Annotated in this window: 16 protein-coding genes and 1 tRNA gene; 7 read left to right on the plus strand and 10 right to left on the minus strand. The window is 44.2% G+C overall.

Translation table 11 applies throughout. The annotated features are described in order from the left end of the window. Positions 1–137: 137 nt before the first annotated feature. The 3 genes from P255_RS07775 to P255_RS07785 form a co-directional block, all read right to left on the minus strand. On the minus strand, positions 138–1,379 hold the full coding sequence (locus P255_RS07775; protein ID WP_004900690.1) for a CaiB/BaiF CoA transferase family protein: 1,242 nt from the start codon (positions 1,377–1,379) through the stop codon (positions 138–140). A 59-nt stretch (positions 1,380–1,438) separates the two neighbouring features. Beyond that, positions 1,439–2,755, minus strand: coding sequence for an MFS transporter (locus P255_RS07780; RefSeq protein WP_004900689.1), 1,317 nt, complete (start codon positions 2,753–2,755; stop codon positions 1,439–1,441). 228 nt (positions 2,756–2,983) lie between these two features. After that, positions 2,984–4,210, minus strand: a complete 1,227-nt coding sequence (locus P255_RS07785; protein WP_004900686.1) for an acyl-CoA dehydrogenase — start codon at positions 4,208–4,210, stop codon at positions 2,984–2,986. Between the two features lie 518 nt (positions 4,211–4,728). Here P255_RS07785 and P255_RS07790 point away from each other — a divergent pair. Further along, a complete protein-coding gene (locus P255_RS07790; RefSeq protein ID WP_004900684.1) occupies positions 4,729–5,709 on the plus strand; it encodes a LysR substrate-binding domain-containing protein in 981 nt (326 codons plus the stop codon). 80 nt (positions 5,710–5,789) lie between these two features. Here P255_RS07790 and P255_RS07795 read toward each other — a convergent pair. Both P255_RS07795 and cysS read right to left on the minus strand, forming a co-directional pair. Beyond that, positions 5,790–5,865: transfer RNA gene (locus tag P255_RS07795), tRNA-Gly, on the minus strand. Positions 5,866–5,928: 63 nt separating this feature from the next. Next, the gene (gene cysS, locus P255_RS07800) at positions 5,929–7,350 is read right to left on the minus strand and encodes a cysteine--tRNA ligase (RefSeq protein WP_004900681.1); all 1,422 of its coding nucleotides are present in this window, start codon (positions 7,348–7,350) and stop codon (positions 5,929–5,931) included. A 321-nt stretch (positions 7,351–7,671) separates the two neighbouring features. Here cysS and P255_RS07805 point away from each other — a divergent pair, with 321 nt between their 5' ends. The 6 genes from P255_RS07805 to P255_RS07830 all read left to right on the plus strand — a co-directional run bounded on the left by P255_RS07805 (position 7,672) and on the right by P255_RS07830 (position 11,940). Further along, positions 7,672–8,649, plus strand: coding sequence for a KpsF/GutQ family sugar-phosphate isomerase (locus tag P255_RS07805; RefSeq protein WP_035365324.1), 978 nt, complete (start codon positions 7,672–7,674; stop codon positions 8,647–8,649). Between the two features lie 3 nt (positions 8,650–8,652). Next, on the plus strand, positions 8,653–9,192 hold the full coding sequence (locus tag P255_RS07810; RefSeq protein WP_004900676.1) for a KdsC family phosphatase: 540 nt from the start codon (positions 8,653–8,655) through the stop codon (positions 9,190–9,192). A gap of 27 nt (positions 9,193–9,219) precedes the next feature. Next, positions 9,220–9,768: an LPS export ABC transporter periplasmic protein LptC gene (gene lptC / locus P255_RS07815; RefSeq protein WP_004900673.1), complete on the plus strand. Its 549-nt coding sequence runs from the start codon at positions 9,220–9,222 to the stop codon at positions 9,766–9,768. Continuing rightward, complete coding sequence (gene lptA, locus P255_RS07820; protein WP_004900672.1) at positions 9,752–10,339, plus strand: lipopolysaccharide transport periplasmic protein LptA; 588 nt, start codon at positions 9,752–9,754, stop codon at positions 10,337–10,339. Before lptC ends, lptA begins: the two co-directional genes overlap by 17 nt. Continuing rightward, on the plus strand, positions 10,336–11,085 hold the full coding sequence (gene lptB / locus P255_RS07825) for an LPS export ABC transporter ATP-binding protein (protein ID WP_004900669.1): 750 nt from the start codon (positions 10,336–10,338) through the stop codon (positions 11,083–11,085). Before lptA ends, lptB begins: the two co-directional genes overlap by 4 nt. Positions 11,086–11,184: 99 nt before the next feature. Continuing rightward, complete coding sequence (locus tag P255_RS07830) at positions 11,185–11,940, plus strand: IclR family transcriptional regulator (RefSeq protein ID WP_035365325.1); 756 nt, start codon at positions 11,185–11,187, stop codon at positions 11,938–11,940. Between the two features lie 11 nt (positions 11,941–11,951). Here the strand turns inward: P255_RS07830 and P255_RS07835 are convergent, their stop codons facing one another. From P255_RS07835 to lpdA, 5 genes are all read right to left on the minus strand, one after another. Beyond that, positions 11,952–13,448, minus strand: coding sequence for a CoA-acylating methylmalonate-semialdehyde dehydrogenase (locus tag P255_RS07835; protein WP_004900666.1), 1,497 nt, complete (start codon positions 13,446–13,448; stop codon positions 11,952–11,954). Positions 13,449–13,503: 55 nt separating this feature from the next. After that, positions 13,504–14,664: an iron-containing alcohol dehydrogenase gene (locus P255_RS07840; protein ID WP_004900665.1), complete on the minus strand. Its 1,161-nt coding sequence runs from the start codon at positions 14,662–14,664 to the stop codon at positions 13,504–13,506. Between the two features lie 289 nt (positions 14,665–14,953). Next, positions 14,954–15,739 (minus strand): acetoin reductase, encoded by a 786-nt coding sequence (locus P255_RS07845; RefSeq protein WP_004900663.1) that lies wholly within the window; start codon positions 15,737–15,739, stop codon positions 14,954–14,956. Positions 15,740–15,877: 138 nt separating this feature from the next. After that, the gene (locus P255_RS07850) at positions 15,878–16,936 is read right to left on the minus strand and encodes a 2,3-butanediol dehydrogenase (protein WP_004900660.1); all 1,059 of its coding nucleotides are present in this window, start codon (positions 16,934–16,936) and stop codon (positions 15,878–15,880) included. Between the two features lie 159 nt (positions 16,937–17,095). Continuing rightward, entirely contained in the window at positions 17,096–18,499 is a 1,404-nt protein-coding gene (gene lpdA / locus P255_RS07855) for a dihydrolipoyl dehydrogenase (RefSeq protein ID WP_004900657.1), read from the minus strand. Positions 18,500–18,508 lie beyond the last annotated feature (9 nt).

Raw genomic sequence — 18,508 nt, forward strand, 5'->3', positions numbered from 1 at the left:
CTTCTTTGATCAGTCCTTTGTTTTTCTCCCTATGGGATGAGGAACACTGTTCCGCAAGGGAATGAGGGTATTTATATTGTCATTTTTGTTAAAAAAATGACTTATGAAACAAGCCTAACAATCCCCTTTTATTAATCTTATTCCACACCGACAACATCCTCCCGCTCAGCAAACGCCTCGATCACTCCCGTCGCTTTAAGCTGTCGCAATTCGCTTTCACTGCGATATTGTTGGAGCACAGACCAAGTATGCTCCCCTAAACGAGGCGGTGCTTGACGGTATTCAACAGGTGTTTCGGACAATTTAATCGGCGATGCAATCATTTTAAAATCCGAATTTTGCGGATGCGGCACATTCACCAACATCTTGCGAGCCTGTATCTGCGGTTCCTGCAAAGCGTCTTCAATGGAATTAATCATGCCTACAGGTACTTGTTTTGCATGAATACAGTCCACCCAAAGTTGTGCATTTTGAGTTGAAAAATGCTGCTGCAATTGCTGAATCAAGGCATGCCGATGTTTAACACGATCCTGATTTGAGCGAAAATTAGTATGCTCCCAAAGATCTGGTCGCTGAATCGCGATACACAGATCTTTAAACTGTTTATCGTTACCACAGGCGATAATAAAGTCTTTGTCTTTTGCCTTAAACGTTTGATACGGCACAATATTGGGATGGGTATTGCCCATGCGTACAGGTGATTTTTCAGTCAGCAAATAGTTCATACCCTGATTGGCCAAGCCTGCAACCTGAACATCGAGCAGCGACAGATCAATATGCTGCCCTTTACCTGTACTTAAGCGCGACCATAGCGCTGCCTGTATCGCAATGGTGGCATAAAGCCCCGTTTGCAAATCGGTCACTGCAACCCCGACTTTTTGCGGCACGTTTTCTGGCTCACCCGTAATACTCATCAACCCAGCCATGCCCTGAATAATAAAGTCATAACCGGGTTCTGCTGCACGCGGCCCTGTTTGTCCAAAACCTGTAATCGAACAATACACCAGTCTTGGGTTAATTTTACTCAGGCTGGCATAATCCAAACCATATTTGGCTAACGAGCCTGCCTTATAGTTTTCAATCAGTACATCGGCATCCCTGACCATGTCCTGAATCAGCAATTGCCCTTCCTGTGATGCAATATCAACCGCAACCGAATATTTATTGCGGTTTGCCGACTGATAATAGCCTGCTTCTCGGGTGGCATCACCCTGTTCATCAGGCATCCACGGCGGCCCCCACATACGGGTATCATCTCCAACTTTAGGACGTTCAATCTTGATCACTTCTGCACCCAAATCTGCCAGAATCTGACCACACCAAGGGCCAGCCAATACCCGACTTAAATCCAGTACGCGCAATCCTGTTAATGCACCCATACACTTATCCTTTTAATAATAAAGATGGCATCAGGTTTTTGAGCCATCTTTGACAGTTCTTATGATTTTTGCGGATCGTACTGACGATCACGAATAAACAGCCCTGGCAAAACACCTGCAATAAAATATGCCGCCCCCATCACCATAAACGCGCTGGCAAACGTTCCACCCGATGCCAAAAAGCCGATGGTCGCAGGTGCGATGGCTGCGCCGACACGCCCAATATTGTAAGCACCGCCAATTGCCGTTCCGCGCACATCAGTCGAGAAAGACTCCGCCATATAGGTTGCGTTGACTCCATATGGAATGCCATACAGAAAACCAAAGGTAATCAGCAAATATAAAATGTTATCTGGCGTATTAAAGAAGATAATCACAGGCAGAAAAATGGCACTGGCTAATGTTCCAAAAACAAACACTGCACGGCGATTAAACTTATCAGCAAGGTAACCTGCCAGAATTTTGCCCAGAATCATGGCGGTATATGAACCCACCATATAACTGGTCAAAGATTTAAAGTTCATATGCAATTCGGTTTCCAGATAACTTGGCATCCAGTTATTGATACCGTAATAACCGAACTGTAGAAAAAAGGCGGTGGTCATCCAGAGCAAGAACATTTTGCGGTGTTTTAAATTGGTAAAAATCTGCCGATAAATGCTGCGATTACTGCTTTGTGGTGTTTCTATTTGAGTTACTGTTTTTTCTGCGCTTAATGACTGGATTTTGGTCAGTTGCCATGACTTTGGTTCAGGTACAAAACGTCGCAGAAAAATATTGATCGCGGCAGGAATAACTGTAATGAAAAACAAAACACGCCAACCATGTTCAGGAATAATTGCCCCTGCCAAAATCGTTGCAACGATATAACCCACCGTTTGCCCTGTCTGTAAAGTGCCCAATACCGTAGTGCGGTAACTGGTTGGAACGTATTCTGCCATTAAGGTATTACAGGCCATATATAGTGCTCCAATCCCCAATGCACCAATAAATCTGAGCGCCATAAACTGCTCAAAAGTTTGGGTAAAGCCCAGTAAACAGGTCGCCAACGAAAAAAACGTCACTGAATGAGCAATCGTTCTGACCCGACCAAACTTATCACATGACCAGCCACCCAAAATACCGCCAATGCCCATTCCTGCCAAAGACGCACTGCCGAGCGCACCTGCCTGAAAGGTCGATAAGCCAAATGCAGTTTTTAGACTGGTTAAACTATAGGACAGCAACATAATATCGACACCGTCCACCACCATGGCAAAGTAGGCAAACAACAACGCCCATTTCCATGTATTCGGGGTAATCCGTTCATATGTTCCAACATTTGTCGGTAACGAACGGGGTAAATCTGCAACAACCGCTTGAACATCATTGTTCATCTTGACACCTCATTTTCCCAAATGAGCCTCGGTCATTCATCTGCGAGTCATCAAAAAATCACTGTGCCTGTTTTTGTTGTATCCCTGTTGCTTTGGCAAAGCGCCTTTCTGCATGCCGCCTATCCATGATGAATCCCTGACTATGGTTTGCTTAGATTTTTAAAACAAATGTCTCCTCAAGATGCCCATGACGAGCATCTCCAAGAATTTTCAATGAAAAGGTTTTATCTAGTTGGCAAATGCAGCGATGCCTGTTTGCGCACGCCCCAAAATCAAGGCATGAATGTCATGTGTCCCTTCATAAGTATTCACGACTTCCAGATTGACCAAATGACGGGCAATCCCAAACTCATCACTAATCCCGTTGCCACCCAGCATGTCGCGGGCTAGACGCGCAATGTCCAGTGCCTTGCCACAGTTATTGCGTTTAATTAAGGATGTGCCTTCGACTGCGGCAAGACCTTCATCTTTCATACGCCCAAAACGCAAGGCGATCTGTAAACCGAGTGCAATTTCGGTTTGCATATCCGCCAGTTTTTTCTGAATCAGTTGATTGGCTGCAAGCGGTCGACCAAACTGCTGACGGTCGAGTGTGTATTGACGTGCGGTGTGCCAGCAAAATTCTGCTGCGCCCATCGCGCCCCAGGCAATGCCATAACGTGCACTATTCAAGCAGGTAAATGGGCCTTTTAAACCACGAACTTCAGGAAAGGCATTTTCTTCAGGGACAAATACATCATCCATGACAATTTCCCCTGTAATCGAAGCACGCAACCCCACTTTGCCGTGAATTGCAGGGGCAGATAAACCTTGCCAGCCTTTTTCTAAAATAAAACCGCGAATATCACCGACATTGCCTTCTTCTGACACTTCTTTTGCCCATACCACAAATACATCGGCAATCGGGCTATTGGTAATCCACATTTTTGAACCTTTCAGGCGATATCCCCCTGCCACTTTTTTGGCACGTGTTGCCATGCCCGCAGGGTCTGAACCGTGATCAGGCTCGGTTAAACCAAAACAGCCAATATATTCACCTGTTGCAAGTTTCGGCAGATATTTCTGTTTCTGCTCTTCTGTCCCAAACTCATTAATCGGTACCATCACCAAGGAGCTTTGCACGCTTGCCATAGAGCGATAACCTGAATCAACCCGTTCGATTTCACGGGCAATCAGGCCATAGCTGACATAATTGAGCCCCGCGCCACCATATTGTTCAGGAATGGTTGGCCCAAGCAGACCCAACTCACCCATTTCACGAAAAATGTGGGGATCAGTAGTTTCATGACGGAATTGCTCCAGCACACGTGGCATGAGTTTATCCTGACAATACGCTGCTGCTGCATCACGAATCATGCGTTCTTCTTCAGCCAGTTGTTGCTCCAGTAAAAATGGATCTTCCCAGTTAAATTGAACACGTGCAGATTTTTTTGTTGTCTCGACCATTTGATTCATCGCTTCCCTAGCCTTTTCTGGTTTGTCTTTTCCTTCATGCTACGATCAGTTAGCTTAGGCGGCAAACGATTATTTCTCATACAGTCATGCGATTTACGCATATCTTAGCCAATCTAAGCTCCATGAAAATGCTGATTCAAAGCATGAATGTGATGATGAGGTCTTCTGGTTTTGACTCATATTTTCAGGATGAGTGGCACAGCCGTGTAAAAACAACCTGCTTGCACACTCAAAATATATTGCGAGGATACGCTTTGCAAAACTCGCTCAAGATTATTTTCATAAAAACAATTTAAAAACAGTATATTAAAAATATTTAAACTCAAAAAATACAAATAAGTTTTCCGTATATTTAATTCTCTAAGCATTACTTTTCGGATTCAAGCGATTAAGAAAAGAGCATTAAAATCCAGTTAATTTTATATTTTTATAGAACCAAGATTTTATTTTTAACGCTAATCTATGTTATTTCTAAATACCTCAATCTAAAAATCCACCGATATGACAAGGATCGTGATATGCGTCGGATGATTCCTTCTTTACAGTCACTGATTTGCTTTGAATCTGCTGCCAAGCATAAAAGTTATACTTACGCGGCGCAGGAGCTCTGCATTACCCAAAGTGCAGTTTCCAGACAAATCCAGCAATTAGAAGAATTTCTCAGCCTTGCCTTGTTTCATCGTACCCGTCACGGCGTTGAATTGACGTTGGCAGGTGAGCAATATTTTAAAAGTATCAAGTCGTCTTTATTAAACATCGAACAAAGCACCATTGACCTGATGTCGCATAAAGGGCTTGGTGGTACGCTGAAACTCGGTGTTGTGCCCACCTTTGCCACGCGCTGGTTACTACCGCGACTCTATCGTTTCAATCAGATCTATCCTGAAATTACTGTACACCTTGAAACCAGTACCAAACCCTTTTTGTTTAGCGAACATATTTTCGATGCGGCAATCTATGCAGGTACGCCTGCTCAGGTCGAAAACTGGGCAGGTGCAAAAGTGCAGTTTCTGATGCAAGAAGATGTGGTTCCCGTATGTTCGAAACAGCTCATTCAAAAATATTGCCCAGAAGTCCAGCTTGAACAGATTCAAGACATTGATTTGAGTGCCGAACAGCTCAGCCGATTGCCACTTTTACAACAAACTACACGACCTTATATCTGGAAAGAATGGTTTCATACCGCAGGCTATGATCATCCGTATGCAACAGAGGGACAGCGGCACGAACTGTTTTCCATGCTGGCTGTTGCAGCCACCCATCACTTGGGGGTTGCACTGATTCCACAAATGCTACTTGAAAAAGAATTGAATAGCGGTGACTTGGTCATTGCGTCCAAGCTGAAACTGATGGGTTCGCGTTCGTATTATTTTGTTTATTCGGAGCAGCAAAACAGTGCGCTGATTTTAAAATTTATTGAATGGCTGGAACATGAAACACAAATTTATCAGAATAAAAATACAAACTGTGCCGTGCAACCCGACACAGCAGCAACATAGATAGAAAAAAATCTTCTCTATCTCATTTTTCACTCAATAAAAAAAGCCCTTAGATTTAATCTAAGGGCTTTTTTAAATTTTGGAGCGGGAAACGAGACTCGAACTCGCGACCCCAACCTTGGCAAGGTTATGCTCTACCAACTGAGCTATTCCCGCAATATGGAGGCATTATAGAGTGTTTCAAAAAACTGTCAACTCTCTTGGCATCCAAGTGTCTAATTAATCAGCACGACGCCAAACCGTGCCCTGACGGGTATCTTCCAAAACCACACCTTGATCCAGCAATGACTGGCGGATTCCATCAGCTTTGGCAAAGTCTTTGGCTTTTTTGGCATCTTGACGTTGTTGAATCAAATCTTCGATTTGTTCTTCAGACAAGCCCAAAGCATCCTGCCCGATATCTGACTTTAAGAAGTCTTCAACATTATGCTGTACCAGACCTAAAATGTTGGTCAGATGACGTAATGTTGAATAATACACTGCAGCCTGTTCGGCATTTTCTTCTTTCACCGCACGGTTGAGTTCTTTATTCACTTCAAACAGTACGGCAATTGCTTCAGCCGTATTGAAATCATCACGCATTGCACTATTGAAACGTTCAACCAACTCATTATCTAACGTTTCAACCGTTTTTTCACCATAGACTTGCTGATAGGCTTTAAATGAATGATAGAAACGGCTTAGCGTCGTTTTAGCTTCTTTTAGCGCGACATCTGAGAAGTTCACTGGGCTACGGTAATGTGAAGACACAATAAAGTAACGGATGACTTCAGGATGGAATTTGTCCATCACATCACGAATGGTAAAGAAATTGCCCAAAGACTTCGACATTTTTTCGCCATCGACATTAATAAAGCCGACATGCATCCAGTAGTTAACATACTGTTCGCCTGTTGAAGCCTCACTTTGTGCAATTTCATTTTCATGGTGCGGGAACATCAAGTCTGAACCACCACCATGAATGTCAAAATGGTTGCCTAGGCAGCACGTTGACATTGCTGAACATTCAATGTGCCAACCTGGTCGACCTTGACCCCACGGTGAAGCCCAAGCAGGTTCATTGGCTTTGGCATGTTTCCAAAGTACGAAGTCAAACGGATGTTTTTTCTCAACTTCAACGTCGACACGTTCCGAAGCACCCGCTTGCATGTCATCCAGTTTACGACCCGACAAACGACCATATTTGGCAAATTTTTCAACCTGAAAATAAACGTCGCCATTGCTTGCTGGATACGCTGCACCTTTCTCAACCAAGTTTCCAATCATGTTTTGCATTTGGTCGATATACTCAGTCGCACGTGGCGCTTCATCTGGGTGCAAACAGCCCAAATTTTCAGCATCTTCATTCATCGCCTGAATAAAACGATCGGTCAATGCGGTGATGCTTTCGCCATTCTCATTGGCACGTTTAATAATCTTGTCGTCAATATCGGTGATATTGCGCACGTATTTGACATTCCAACCCTGACTACGTAAAAAACGAATAATGTAATCAAATGCAACCATGACTCGAGCATGCCCAATATGACAGTAGTCATAGACGGTCATACCGCAAACATACATGTCGATATGCCCTGCTTTACGGGGTACAAATTCAACTTTTTTACGTTGCTCAGAGTTATATAAAACAAAGGGTTGCATATAAAGTCTTCAAATGTTCAAACTAAAGATGCCTCATCATAACTGATGCACAATATTTCACAAAGTTTTATCCCTAAAAAATATAAGATAACCATCGGCATGAATAAGTTGAAGTTGCAGTGAGATGAGGAAACTTGTCGATGGTGTCAGCATCACCTTCATTTCATATCTGGTATACGTCATTTTCGCCAACAATGCGTGCCATAGATGAAATGTCAACACACCCTATTTATGTTAGAATCACATCTATTGTTGAATCAAACCCTAAATATATTTTCCAGCTGTATTTTGGTAAGGTAGCTAATTTTGAATTCCCCACACATCATGAATCCTATTGATTTTAAAAAAGTCGCCCTAGAAACTTTAAAGATTGAACAGCAAGCGTTAGATGTTTTAGCCACACAAATTGATGAGCATTTCGTCAAGGCCTGTGAAATTATTTTACAGTGCAAAGGTCGTGTGGTCGTTACAGGCATGGGGAAATCTGGGCATATCGGACGCAAAATGGCAGCGACCTTTGCATCTACAGGTACACCATCTTTCTTTATGCATCCTGGTGAAGCAGGTCATGGCGACTTAGGCATGCTGGTGAAAGGCGATGTGCTGATTGCCATTTCCTACTCAGGGAAAAGTGATGAAATCATGATGCTCATGCCACTGATTAAACATGTGGGCGTGCCTTTGATTACCATTAGTGGCAATGACAAGGGTCCAATGCCACAAAATGCCGATGTTGCCCTAACTTTAGGTGACATTCAGGAAGCGTGTCCTCTTGGTCTTGCACCGACTTCAAGTACCACAGCGACTTTAGCTTTGGGCGATGCTTTGGCTGTTGCTTTACTAGAAGCACGCGGCTTTACTTCCGATGATTTTGCTCGTTCTCATCCTGCGGGGGCTTTAGGTAAGCGCCTGCTTTTGCATGTGAAACACCTCATGCACACAGGCAATGAGTTACCAAAAGTATCTCCAGACACCCCAATGAACCGTGTGCTGTATGAAATTTCAGACAAACGTTTAGGTTTAACCACAGTCGTTGATCAAAACGATACTTTACTGGGTATTTTTACTGACGGAGACTTGCGTCGTTTGATCGATAAACAGCAAGGCTTCGATGTAAACCTCCCTGTCGAAAATGTGATGATTAAAAAGCCTGCTACCATTTCTTCGGAAACTCGTGCAGTAGATGCGCTAGAGCAATTACGTGATCAAAAAATTAATCAATTTGTTGTCGTGGATGATCAAAATAAAGTGATTGGTGTAATTAGTATGCATGACCTGATTCAAGCTGGAGTAGCGTAACACATGGCATCTTATGTATTGTTAGAACAAGCTAGTCATATCAAAGCTTTGGTTTTAGATGTCGATGGTATTTTAAGTGATGGCTTTGTGACTTTTACCAACACCGGCGATGAAATCAAATCTTTTGATATCCGTGATGGTTTGGGTATGAAACTCGCGCAACAAGCGGGTTTAAAAGTGATTGTCATCACAGGGCGCAAAAGCCATATTGTTGAAAAACGCATGTCTGACCTGAAAGTCGACTTGGTTTTCCAAGGTCGTGAAGATAAAGGCGTTGCCCTACGTGAAGCTTGTGCGCAATTCAATCTGTTACCAGAAGATTGCTTATATATGGGCGATGACTGGCCTGATCTGTCAGCATTTGCGATTGCAGGCATGAAAGTGACTGTGCCAAATGGGCATGTTGAAGTACGTCGCCGTGCAGATTTAGTGACCCAAGCCATGGGTGGACGTGGTGCTGTACGCGAAGTATGCGATATGCTGTTACAGGCAAAAGGGGTTTATGAGGAATTACTTGAAAAATTCACTGCTGTCCCGCATTAACTGATAATTGTTTGATAAACTACGCTTATGGATACTAAAACTTTATATATCGCAGCGATTGTAATTGGCACCATAAGCGGTGGTTACTATTACTTTAGCGGCAAAAGTAAAAAACTGGATGTCAATTCGGCACGCAATATGACCTATTCGGCCAAAGACGTAAAAATTACCCAAACAGATCAACAAGGGCATGTGTCTGCACGCGCCTCGGTTGACGAAATGGCACAAAACAAACAAAACAATACATCTCAGTTATATAACTTCAATGCGACAACATATAGTCATGGTAAAATCGATGCAACCTATACTGCATCTCGTGCCGATGGCTACGATGATAATCAGAAAGTCATATTATCTGGTAACGTGGTTGCCCACAAAAATACCGCTCACGGCGTGATGACGCTACGGACTGATCAATTGACTGGCTATCCAAAAACCCGACAGCTTGAAACCACACATATGGTGACTGTCGATTCTGCACAGAGTCAGTTTATAAGTCATGGCTTAAAAGCCGACTTAAACTCAGGACAATACGAGTTTTTCAATATTCGAGGAAACTATGCTCCTAAATCCTAAACATTCACATGCTAAAACGGTCTTCAATGTTGTCATTTTAGGAGCCCTGTCTTGCACGGCAATGTCAGCCTTTGCACTACCTACTGACCGTAACCAGCCCATTTCTCTTGTTGCCGATCGTGCAACTTATAATGATAAAACTGGTTATACCACCTATTCAGGTAATGTGGTCATTGAACAAGGCTCTATGAAGCTACAAGCTGATTCAGTCACAGCACAGCTCAACAAAAACCGTCAAATCAGCACAGTAACGGCCAATGGACACCCTGCTCGCTTCCAGCAAAAAACCGATCCAAACAAAGGTTTTGCTCATGGTGAAGGACAAAAGATTATCTATAATGCAGACACAGGAATTTTAACCTTAAATGGTAATGCCTATGTCAATCAGGATGGTGCAAGTGTACGTGGTGCAACCCTGCGTTACAGCATGAACAAAGGCGATATTGAAGCTGTAGGCAGTTCATCAGGTGGTGCTGCAACTTCAACTAGCCCAGGTCAAAATAAAGGCCGTGTTCAGATTGTGATTCCACCAAACTCTTCACAGTCCGCTCCAGGAGCAAAAAGTAAATGAGTGATGTCCTCATCAATCAGCCACAAACGCTCCGCATCCACCATCTTGCAAAAAACTACAGTAAACGCTGGGTTGTAAAAGACGTTTCTTTTGAAATGCATAGCGGTCAAATCGTGGGGTTGCTAGGCCCAAACGGTGCAGGTAAAACCACCAGTTTCTATATGGTGGTGGGTCTGGTACGCATGGATAAAGGTGAAATTTATCTTGATGATCAAGATCTGTCGCACTTTGCCATGCATGAACGTGCCCGCAAAGGCATTGGTTACTTACCACAGGAAGCTTCGATTTTCCGAAAACTGACCATTGCTGAAAATATCATGGCAATTTTGGAAACTCGTAAAGAATTAAACAAAGCCCAACGTGAACAGCGCCTGAAAGAATTGCTGGATGACTTTAAAATCAGCCACATTAAAGATTCTTTAGGTATGAGTGTATCGGGTGGTGAACGTCGTCGTGCAGAAATTGCCCGTGCTTTGGCTGCCAACCCTAAATTTATGTTGCTTGATGAACCGTTTGCAGGGGTTGATCCAATTTCGGTAGGCGACATTAAAGAGATTATTCAGAATTTGAAAAACCGCGGCATTGGTGTGTTAATTACTGACCATAACGTACGTGAAACACTGGCAATTTGTGAAAAGGCTTATATTGTGAGTGAAGGTGCGGTAATTGCCGAAGGTACAGCCCAAGAAATTCTGGAAAATGCGACAGTGCGTGAAGTTTATTTAGGTGAAGATTTTACCGTGTAAATTTTAGTTTGCTCAGCATTTTCAAAGCTGTATATTGCAAAATATACGGCTTTTTTTAACATTCAATTTTAAGATAAGGCAAGACCAGTGGCGGATCAAATTAAGAAAAAAGGCTCATCCATTACACGTGTACTCGAAATTATCGAGGCCATTGCAACAGCACAACATCCTCCTACTCCTCTCGATTTAGCCATTGCCCTCGATATTCCAAAACCAAGCATTCACCGTTTACTACAGACTTTAGAAAAAGAAGGGTTTATTAAACTCGATACCTATGGCGGGTATGTGGTTGGACAACGGACTCATGCCCTACTGGTCAGTTCATGGAATCAGGAGCCGAAGAAAATTGAACGATTGGCGATTTTGCAAAAGCTGTCGGGTCAAATTGGTGAAACCTGCGGTATTGCAATTTTACAAGACAATGAAATGCTCTACACCGATCGAGTACAAACTAACTGGCCACTGCAAGTGTATTTACCTGTAGGCTCAAAAGTTCCACTATGGTGTACGTCGAGCGGTAAACTGTTTTTAAGTTATCTGGATAAAGAACGCCTGAGTAATGTACTGAAACATTTGCCGATTGAGCAAATGACCAAAAATACCATCATTGACAAAGCTGCGCTGGAGCAAAATTTACATCGTATTTTTGAGCAGCAGTTAGGCACGGATAATGAAGAGTTTATTGCTGGGATGGTGGCTTGTTCTGTACCCATTTTAAATGCCGAGCAGCAGATTGTCGCGTGTCTATATACTCACGCACCGACCATTCGCAAATCACTACAGGATTTAATGGCGTATGAGCCTGTGCTACGCGAGGCAGCACAGGAACTAAGTCACTTGATTCAACAAAGATAAGCTGTATTAGATTAATTCAGCGTTGGCATTGAAAATTGTACACCTTCACGGACATTGCTCGATGGCCAGCGTTGAGTAATTGTTTTACGGCGCGTGTAAAAACGTGCACCATCTGGACCATAGGCATATAAATCACCAAACAGTGAGCGCTTCCAGCCACCAAAGCTATGATATGCCACAGGGACAGGTAATGGAACATTCACCCCCACCATTCCAACTTGGATATGGTCGGTAAAGTAACGCGCTGCTTCGCCATCGCGGGTATAGATACAGGTGCCGTTGCCATATTCATGATCGTTGATCAGTTGCATGGCTTCTTGCATGGTCGCAACACGAATCACTTGTAGCACAGGCCCAAAGATTTCCTGTTTATAGCTGAGCATGTCTGAGCTGACATGGTCAATTAAGGTAGCTCCGACAAAGTAACCGTTTTCATAGCCTTCAGGTGCAGCATGACGGCCATCGACCACCACCGTTGCGCCTTGTTGCTCTGCGCTGTCAATATGTCCGATCACTTTGGCTTTATGTTCAGCTGTAATCACAGGGCCAAAATCATTGTCTTTATTGGCAAAGTGTCCGTATTTTAAACCTTGCATACGTTCACCAAGCTGGTGTACCAAGGCATCTGCTATTTCATCGCCTACAGCAACTGCAACTGACAGTGCCATACAACGCTCGCCCGATGAACCAAACGCTGCACCCAACAATGAACTGACGACATTTTCAAGATCAGCATCGGGCATCACAATCGCATGGTTTTTCGCACCACCAAGCGCCTGACAGCGTTTACCTGTTGAAGTTGCAGTCTGATAAATATATTCAGCAATCGGAGTTGAACCTACAAAGCTCACCGCTTGTACACGGCGATCATGCAGTAGAGTATCTACCGCAACTTTGTCACCATTCACCACATTAAACACACCATCTGGCAAACCTGCCTGTTTCAACAATTCAGCAAGGAAAAGTGTTGAAGATGGATCTTTTTCTGATGGTTTCAAGACAAAGCAGTTCCCACAGACGATTGCCATCGGGAACATCCACAACGGTACCATCACAGGAAAGTTAAATGGTGTAATACCTGCAACGACACCAAGCGGCTGAAACTCGCTCCATGAGTCAATCGATGGCCCTACATTTTTGCTAAATTCACCTTTGAGAAATTCTGGTGCACCACAGGCATATTCAACATTTTCAATGCCGCGCTGTAACTCGCCTGCGGCATCATGCACGATCTTGCCATGTTCAGCCCCAATCAATTCACAGATTTTGTCGGCATGCTGTTCAAGTAATTCTTTAAATTTAAACATGACACGCGCACGTTTAATCACAGGCGTATCGCGCCATTCTGGGAATGCAGCTTGCGCAGCAGCAATCGCCTGCTCAACAGTTTCTGCACTGGCAATCGCAACTTCCTTGCTTTGCTCACCTGTTGATGGGTTATAAACGGCTTGGGTACGAGCATAGTCGTAGCACAATTTGCCTTGAATAAAATGACCAATCATGTCCATTGTGGGAGTTCCTCGTTGTGATTCTAAGATCAGTGTTGATTTAAAAATAAGCCATTTACAGCCATAACTTTTGATAAAGCTGTACCATTTCTTCGGTGCTTGGTACAACAGGATTATTGCTCGGTGAACCAGATGCCAAGGCCTGTTCTGCCATAGTTTCAACCACAGCATCAAACTCGGCTTTATTGACACCGAACTCCGCCAAGGTCGGTACTTTGAGTTCTCGATTGATCTGCTCTAAAGCCGCAACCAGTTTTTGATTGGCAAGATCGGTCGCATCATTGGGTTCTGCTACGCCCATAGCTTTGGCACAGATCGCATAACGCTCAGGTGCAGCATGAATCGAATATGCAGTAATCATCGGCAATAACATGGCATTGGAAAGCCCATGCGGCACATGGAAAAATGCCCCGATTGGACGGCTCATACCATGTACCAAAGCCACCGAAGCATTGGAAAATGCAATCCCTGCCAAGGTTGCACCTAGCATCATCTGTTCACGTGCGGCCGCATCCTCAGGGTGTTGATAGACTGGAATCAGGTTTTGACCAATTAACTTCATGGCAGCCAATGCCTGCGAGTCACTGTATAAATTGGCTTTTTTACTGACATAAGCTTCAATGGCATGGGTGAGCGCATCAATGCCTGTATCGGCTGTGATACGTGCAGGCAAACTTAGCGTCAGTTCATAATCGACAATTGCCGCGACAGGTAAAAAACCAATGCCCGTACACAGCATTTTTTCATGCGTGGCATCATCGGTAATAATAGTGAATTTGGTACATTCCGAACCTGTGCCTGCGGTAGTTGGCATGGCAATAATGGGCAAACCTGTTTCCGTGACCTGACGTGGGAATTTATAGTCGCGAACTTCGCCACCAAATTTTCCTAAAATGCCAATTGCTTTGGCACTGTCAATCACACTGCCACCACCTATCGCAATGATCGCGTCATAATCTTGAGACTGCGTCTTCTCTACGCCCGCAGCAATCGAACTGGCGGTCGGCTCTGGAATGGTATCGGCAAAGTAATCGGTTGAGATGTTGGCTTGAGTTAAGATTTTTTGTAATTCATCTACATAACCCAAGGATAGCATCACCCGATCGGTAATAATTAAAGGTTTGCTTACCCCTAAAGCTGTTAAAACCTCAGGTAACTGACTGCGAGCATTGCAACCTATTTCTAAAATACGTGGTAAAACAATACGGTGTGACATAGTTTCCCTCTATTGCATCATCATAATTTTTCAACTTATGAGCCTTTTATGAGATTCAAGCTGATTGGTTTACCTCATGATGAAGCTATCCCGAGCTTTTTAATTTTATAAAACGATACATATCGTATCATTATTAAATCAATATAAATTAACTTTCACATCCTCGCAAATGATTTCTGATCAATTTTAGTCAATCTTTCATAGTTTCTACTTTGGTGAGCAAATCTTACGAAATAAAAAAAACCGCTTGATTCAGCGGTTGGAGATAAAAAAATTGGACTTTCCACGACTAGCGATAAACCATTCCGCCATCGGTCAAAATTGACTGCCCCGTAATATAGTCCGAATCTTCACTGGCCAAGAATGCCACCAAAGCTGCCACATCATCTGGCGTTTCAGCACGCCCCAAGGCAATGCCCTCAACATATTTTTTGTAGGTTTCACCAATCGCCGCGCCTGTAATTTCAGAAAAGCGCTTATCGATTTCCACCCACATGTCTGTGCCAACAATTCCAGGGCAATAGCCATTTACGGTAATACCCTGACTGGCATATTCTTTTGCGGCTGCTTGCGTCAGTGCCCGCACGGCAAACTTGGTCGCCGAATACACACCCAGTAAAGCAAAACCATCATGTCCTGCAATTGAGCAGGCATTGATAATTTTACCTTTTTGCTTGCGTTGCTGAAATTTTTTGGCAGCCGCCTGTATACCCCACAGCACCCCGCCAATATTCACATCAACAATTTTATGAAACTCTGCGGGCGTAACATCGGCAATTGCCTGAACCTGTGCAATGCCTGCGTTATTGATCATGATATCGAAACCGCCCAAACTGCTTTCGGCATGATCAATGGCAAGTGCGACCTGTTCCAACTGGCTGACATCTGCAATAAATGTACTGGCTTGCACGCCAAGAGCCTGCACTTCCTGCTGCACATGCTGTAATTTTTCCTGATGCATGTCGACCAATGCGATATGCACGCCTTCTTGTACCAGACGTAGTGCAATTCCGCGTCCAATTCCCTGTGCTGCACCTGTCACCAAGGCAACTTTATTGTGTAATCCTCTTGGCATTTTTTGATCCTTTTGATTTGAATGATCAGGAGAATCCTGCTCCTGTAATCAAGATGACTTCCCTCAGTTTAATTCTTGTTATCTTCTATTCAGCGCAAAGAATCGGGGTTAACCAAGAGAAGTCTGTGTTCTATATATTTATGGATGAACAATAATTTTCACCGCAGACTCATTGTTATGAATCAGGGTTTCAAAACCTTGTGAAATCAGATCATCCAGTTGAATGCGCTGAGTAATAAACGGTTCAAGGTTGATCTTGCCTTGCTCAACCAGTTTGATGGTTTCCTGATGATCATTGACATAGGCAATCGTGCCGCGCACATCGAGCTCTTTCATCACCACGCTATGTACATTGATGCTGGCCGGATGACTCCAGATCGACACGATCACAATCACACCTGTCGGTTTGGTTGCAGCCACCAATGTGTCTAAAACCTTGTTGACGCTACTGCATTCAAAGGCAACATCAACACCACGATCTTGGGTAATTTTCATGACTTCGGCAACCACATCGACCTGAGATGGGTCGAGAATATAATCGGCCACGCCCGATTCTTTGGCTTTTTCCTTACGCTTACTGCTCAGTTCAGTCACGATCACGGTTAAGCCTTTGGCTTTGAGAATCGCAGACAGCAACAAACCAATCGGCCCTGCTCCACCCACCAAAGCAATATCGCCTGCTTTGGCACCACTACGCACATAGGCATGATGCCCCACTGAAAGCGGTTCAATCAGCGCTGCCTGATCAAGTGGAATATGGTTGGAAATCGGATGTACCCAGCGGCGTTTGACCGCAATTTTTTCCGATAACCCGCCACCTCGACCACCCAACCCAATAAAGTTCATATTTTTGGAGAGATGGTAGTTTTCTCCTGGCCCTGTCGGTACATCATCAGCAATGATATACGGCTCAACCACCACATGTTGCCCCACCTGAATATCCGTTACGCCTTCACCAACGGCATAGACCACGCCTGAGAATTCATGTCCCATCGTGATCGGCGCAGATTCACCTGAAATCGGATGAGGATGCCCACACGGTGGAATAAAAATCGGGCCTTCCATAAATTCATGCAGGTCTGTTCCACAAATTCCACACCATGCCACTTGAATGCCAACTGTACCTGCGGTGACTTCTGGTTCTGGAATATCTTCAATGCGGATATCCCCTTTGTCATAAAAACGTGCTGCTTTCATTGTTTTGTATCCATAAAAAAGGCATATGCCATACTGATTAGACTTCTTTTATAAGGCTCTTTTATTTCTCTTGCGCGGCATTGAAATACATTTCAATTTGGTTCATGGAAAAAGAAAGAGGGTCTAAGCAGTTATGAAAGAAGTCTATTTTTTTAAAAGCTAAATATGAATCGCGCGTTGCATGGATGCCAAAATCGATTCATGCATCGCTTCCGACAAGGTCGGATGTGGAAAAATTACCTGTGCCAGTGTGGCATCGGTCGCTTCGAGATATTTGGCAATCGCAAAGCCTTGAATATGCTCGGTAACTTCATGTCCAACCATGTGTGCACCCAGTAATTCACCTGTTTCCGCATGAATAATGGTTTTGACAAAGCCAGCACTATCGCCAAGTGCCAATGCTTTACCATTGGCAGAGAGTGGAAACTTGCCAATATGGATAGGCAAGTTTTGTGCTTTAGCCGCCGCTTCATGCAACCCGATACTCGCCACTTGCGGATGAGTAAAAATACAGCCTGGGATCTGACTGCGATCTAAGGCATGCACACCCTGCACCCCCGCAATTTTCTCGACACATAAAACTGCTTCATGGCTGGCTTTATGCGCCAGACACGGCGCACCCGCAACATCACCAATCGCATACAGCCCTACGACATTGGTTTTGCAGTAGGCATCGGTCTGGATAAAGCCTTGAGGATTCAGCTCAACACCTAAATCTTCCAAACCCAAATTAGCAGTGTTGGGCTGCACCCCAATCGCTGAAAGTACCCGATCAAACTCGAGTGTCTGTTCACCTTGTGGCGTAGTCAGCACACATTGCACTTGTTCATTCAGAATACGGATGCTTTGAATCGCCGATTGGGTCAGCACCTGCATGCCTTTTTGCTGAAACTGTTTTTGTACGTACTGGGCAACTTCAGCATCTTCAGTCGGTAAAATTTGCTTGGCAATATCAATCAGCGTGACCTGACAGCCCAAGTCCTGATACAAACTGGCAAATTCGCTGCCGATTGCGCCCGAACCCACCACCAGCAAACGCTGTGGCAATTGTTCAGGGACTAATGCTTCTTTATAACTCCAGACATATTTGCCATCGACAGGGAGTTGTGGCAAATGTCGTGCCTGTGCGCCTGTCGCCAAGATAATATGTGGCGCAGTTAAAATCTGCTGTTGCCCCTTGGCATCGGTCAGTTGCAGGGTTTCTTTGCCAATCAGTTTGGCTTTGGCATCGAACACCGTGACCTGATTTTTTTTCAGCAAATGGGCAATACCCTGTACCAGTTGTGCTGACACCTGACGGCTATGCTTGATCAGTTGTTGCAGGTCAAACTCAAGCTGTGACACCTGAAAGCCAAACTGCCCCGCATGTTTAAACTGAGTTGCCAGTTCTGCGCCTGCGAGTAAGGCTTTAGTGGGAATACAGCCCCAGTTCAGACAAATGCCACCTAAATGCTGTGCTTCAACTATCGCCGTATTTAGCCCGAGTTGGGCTGCACGAATGGCAGCCACATACCCTCCTGGTCCAGCACCCACCACCACAACATCAAATTGTGTTTCTGACATGTGGCTTCT

This window comes from Acinetobacter brisouii CIP 110357, from assembly GCF_000488275.1.
GTDB lineage: Bacteria > Pseudomonadota > Gammaproteobacteria > Pseudomonadales > Moraxellaceae > Acinetobacter > Acinetobacter brisouii.

Excerpts from the sequence above, each read along its gene's own strand:
- P255_RS07775 (WP_004900690.1), bottom strand. The coding sequence starts at position 1,379 with ATGGGTGCATTAACAGGATTGCGCGTACTGGATTTAAGTCGGGTATTG.
- P255_RS07780 (WP_004900689.1), bottom strand. The coding sequence starts at position 2,755 with ATGAACAATGATGTTCAAGCGGTTGTTGCAGATTTACCCCGTTCGTTA.
- P255_RS07785 (WP_004900686.1), bottom strand. The coding sequence starts at position 4,210 with ATGAATCAAATGGTCGAGACAACAAAAAAATCTGCACGTGTTCAATTT.
- P255_RS07790 (WP_004900684.1), top strand. The coding sequence starts at position 4,729 with ATGCGTCGGATGATTCCTTCTTTACAGTCACTGATTTGCTTTGAATCT.
- cysS (WP_004900681.1), bottom strand. The coding sequence starts at position 7,350 with ATGCAACCCTTTGTTTTATATAACTCTGAGCAACGTAAAAAAGTTGAA.
- P255_RS07810 (WP_004900676.1), top strand. The coding sequence starts at position 8,653 with ATGGCATCTTATGTATTGTTAGAACAAGCTAGTCATATCAAAGCTTTG.
- lptC (WP_004900673.1), top strand. The coding sequence starts at position 9,220 with ATGGATACTAAAACTTTATATATCGCAGCGATTGTAATTGGCACCATA.
- lptA (WP_004900672.1), top strand. The coding sequence starts at position 9,752 with ATGCTCCTAAATCCTAAACATTCACATGCTAAAACGGTCTTCAATGTT.
- lptB (WP_004900669.1), top strand. The coding sequence starts at position 10,336 with ATGAGTGATGTCCTCATCAATCAGCCACAAACGCTCCGCATCCACCAT.
- P255_RS07835 (WP_004900666.1), bottom strand. The coding sequence starts at position 13,448 with ATGGACATGATTGGTCATTTTATTCAAGGCAAATTGTGCTACGACTAT.
- P255_RS07840 (WP_004900665.1), bottom strand. The coding sequence starts at position 14,664 with ATGTCACACCGTATTGTTTTACCACGTATTTTAGAAATAGGTTGCAAT.
- P255_RS07845 (WP_004900663.1), bottom strand. The coding sequence starts at position 15,739 with ATGCCAAGAGGATTACACAATAAAGTTGCCTTGGTGACAGGTGCAGCA.
- P255_RS07850 (WP_004900660.1), bottom strand. The coding sequence starts at position 16,936 with ATGAAAGCAGCACGTTTTTATGACAAAGGGGATATCCGCATTGAAGAT.
- lpdA (WP_004900657.1), bottom strand. The coding sequence starts at position 18,499 with ATGTCAGAAACACAATTTGATGTTGTGGTGGTGGGTGCTGGACCAGGA.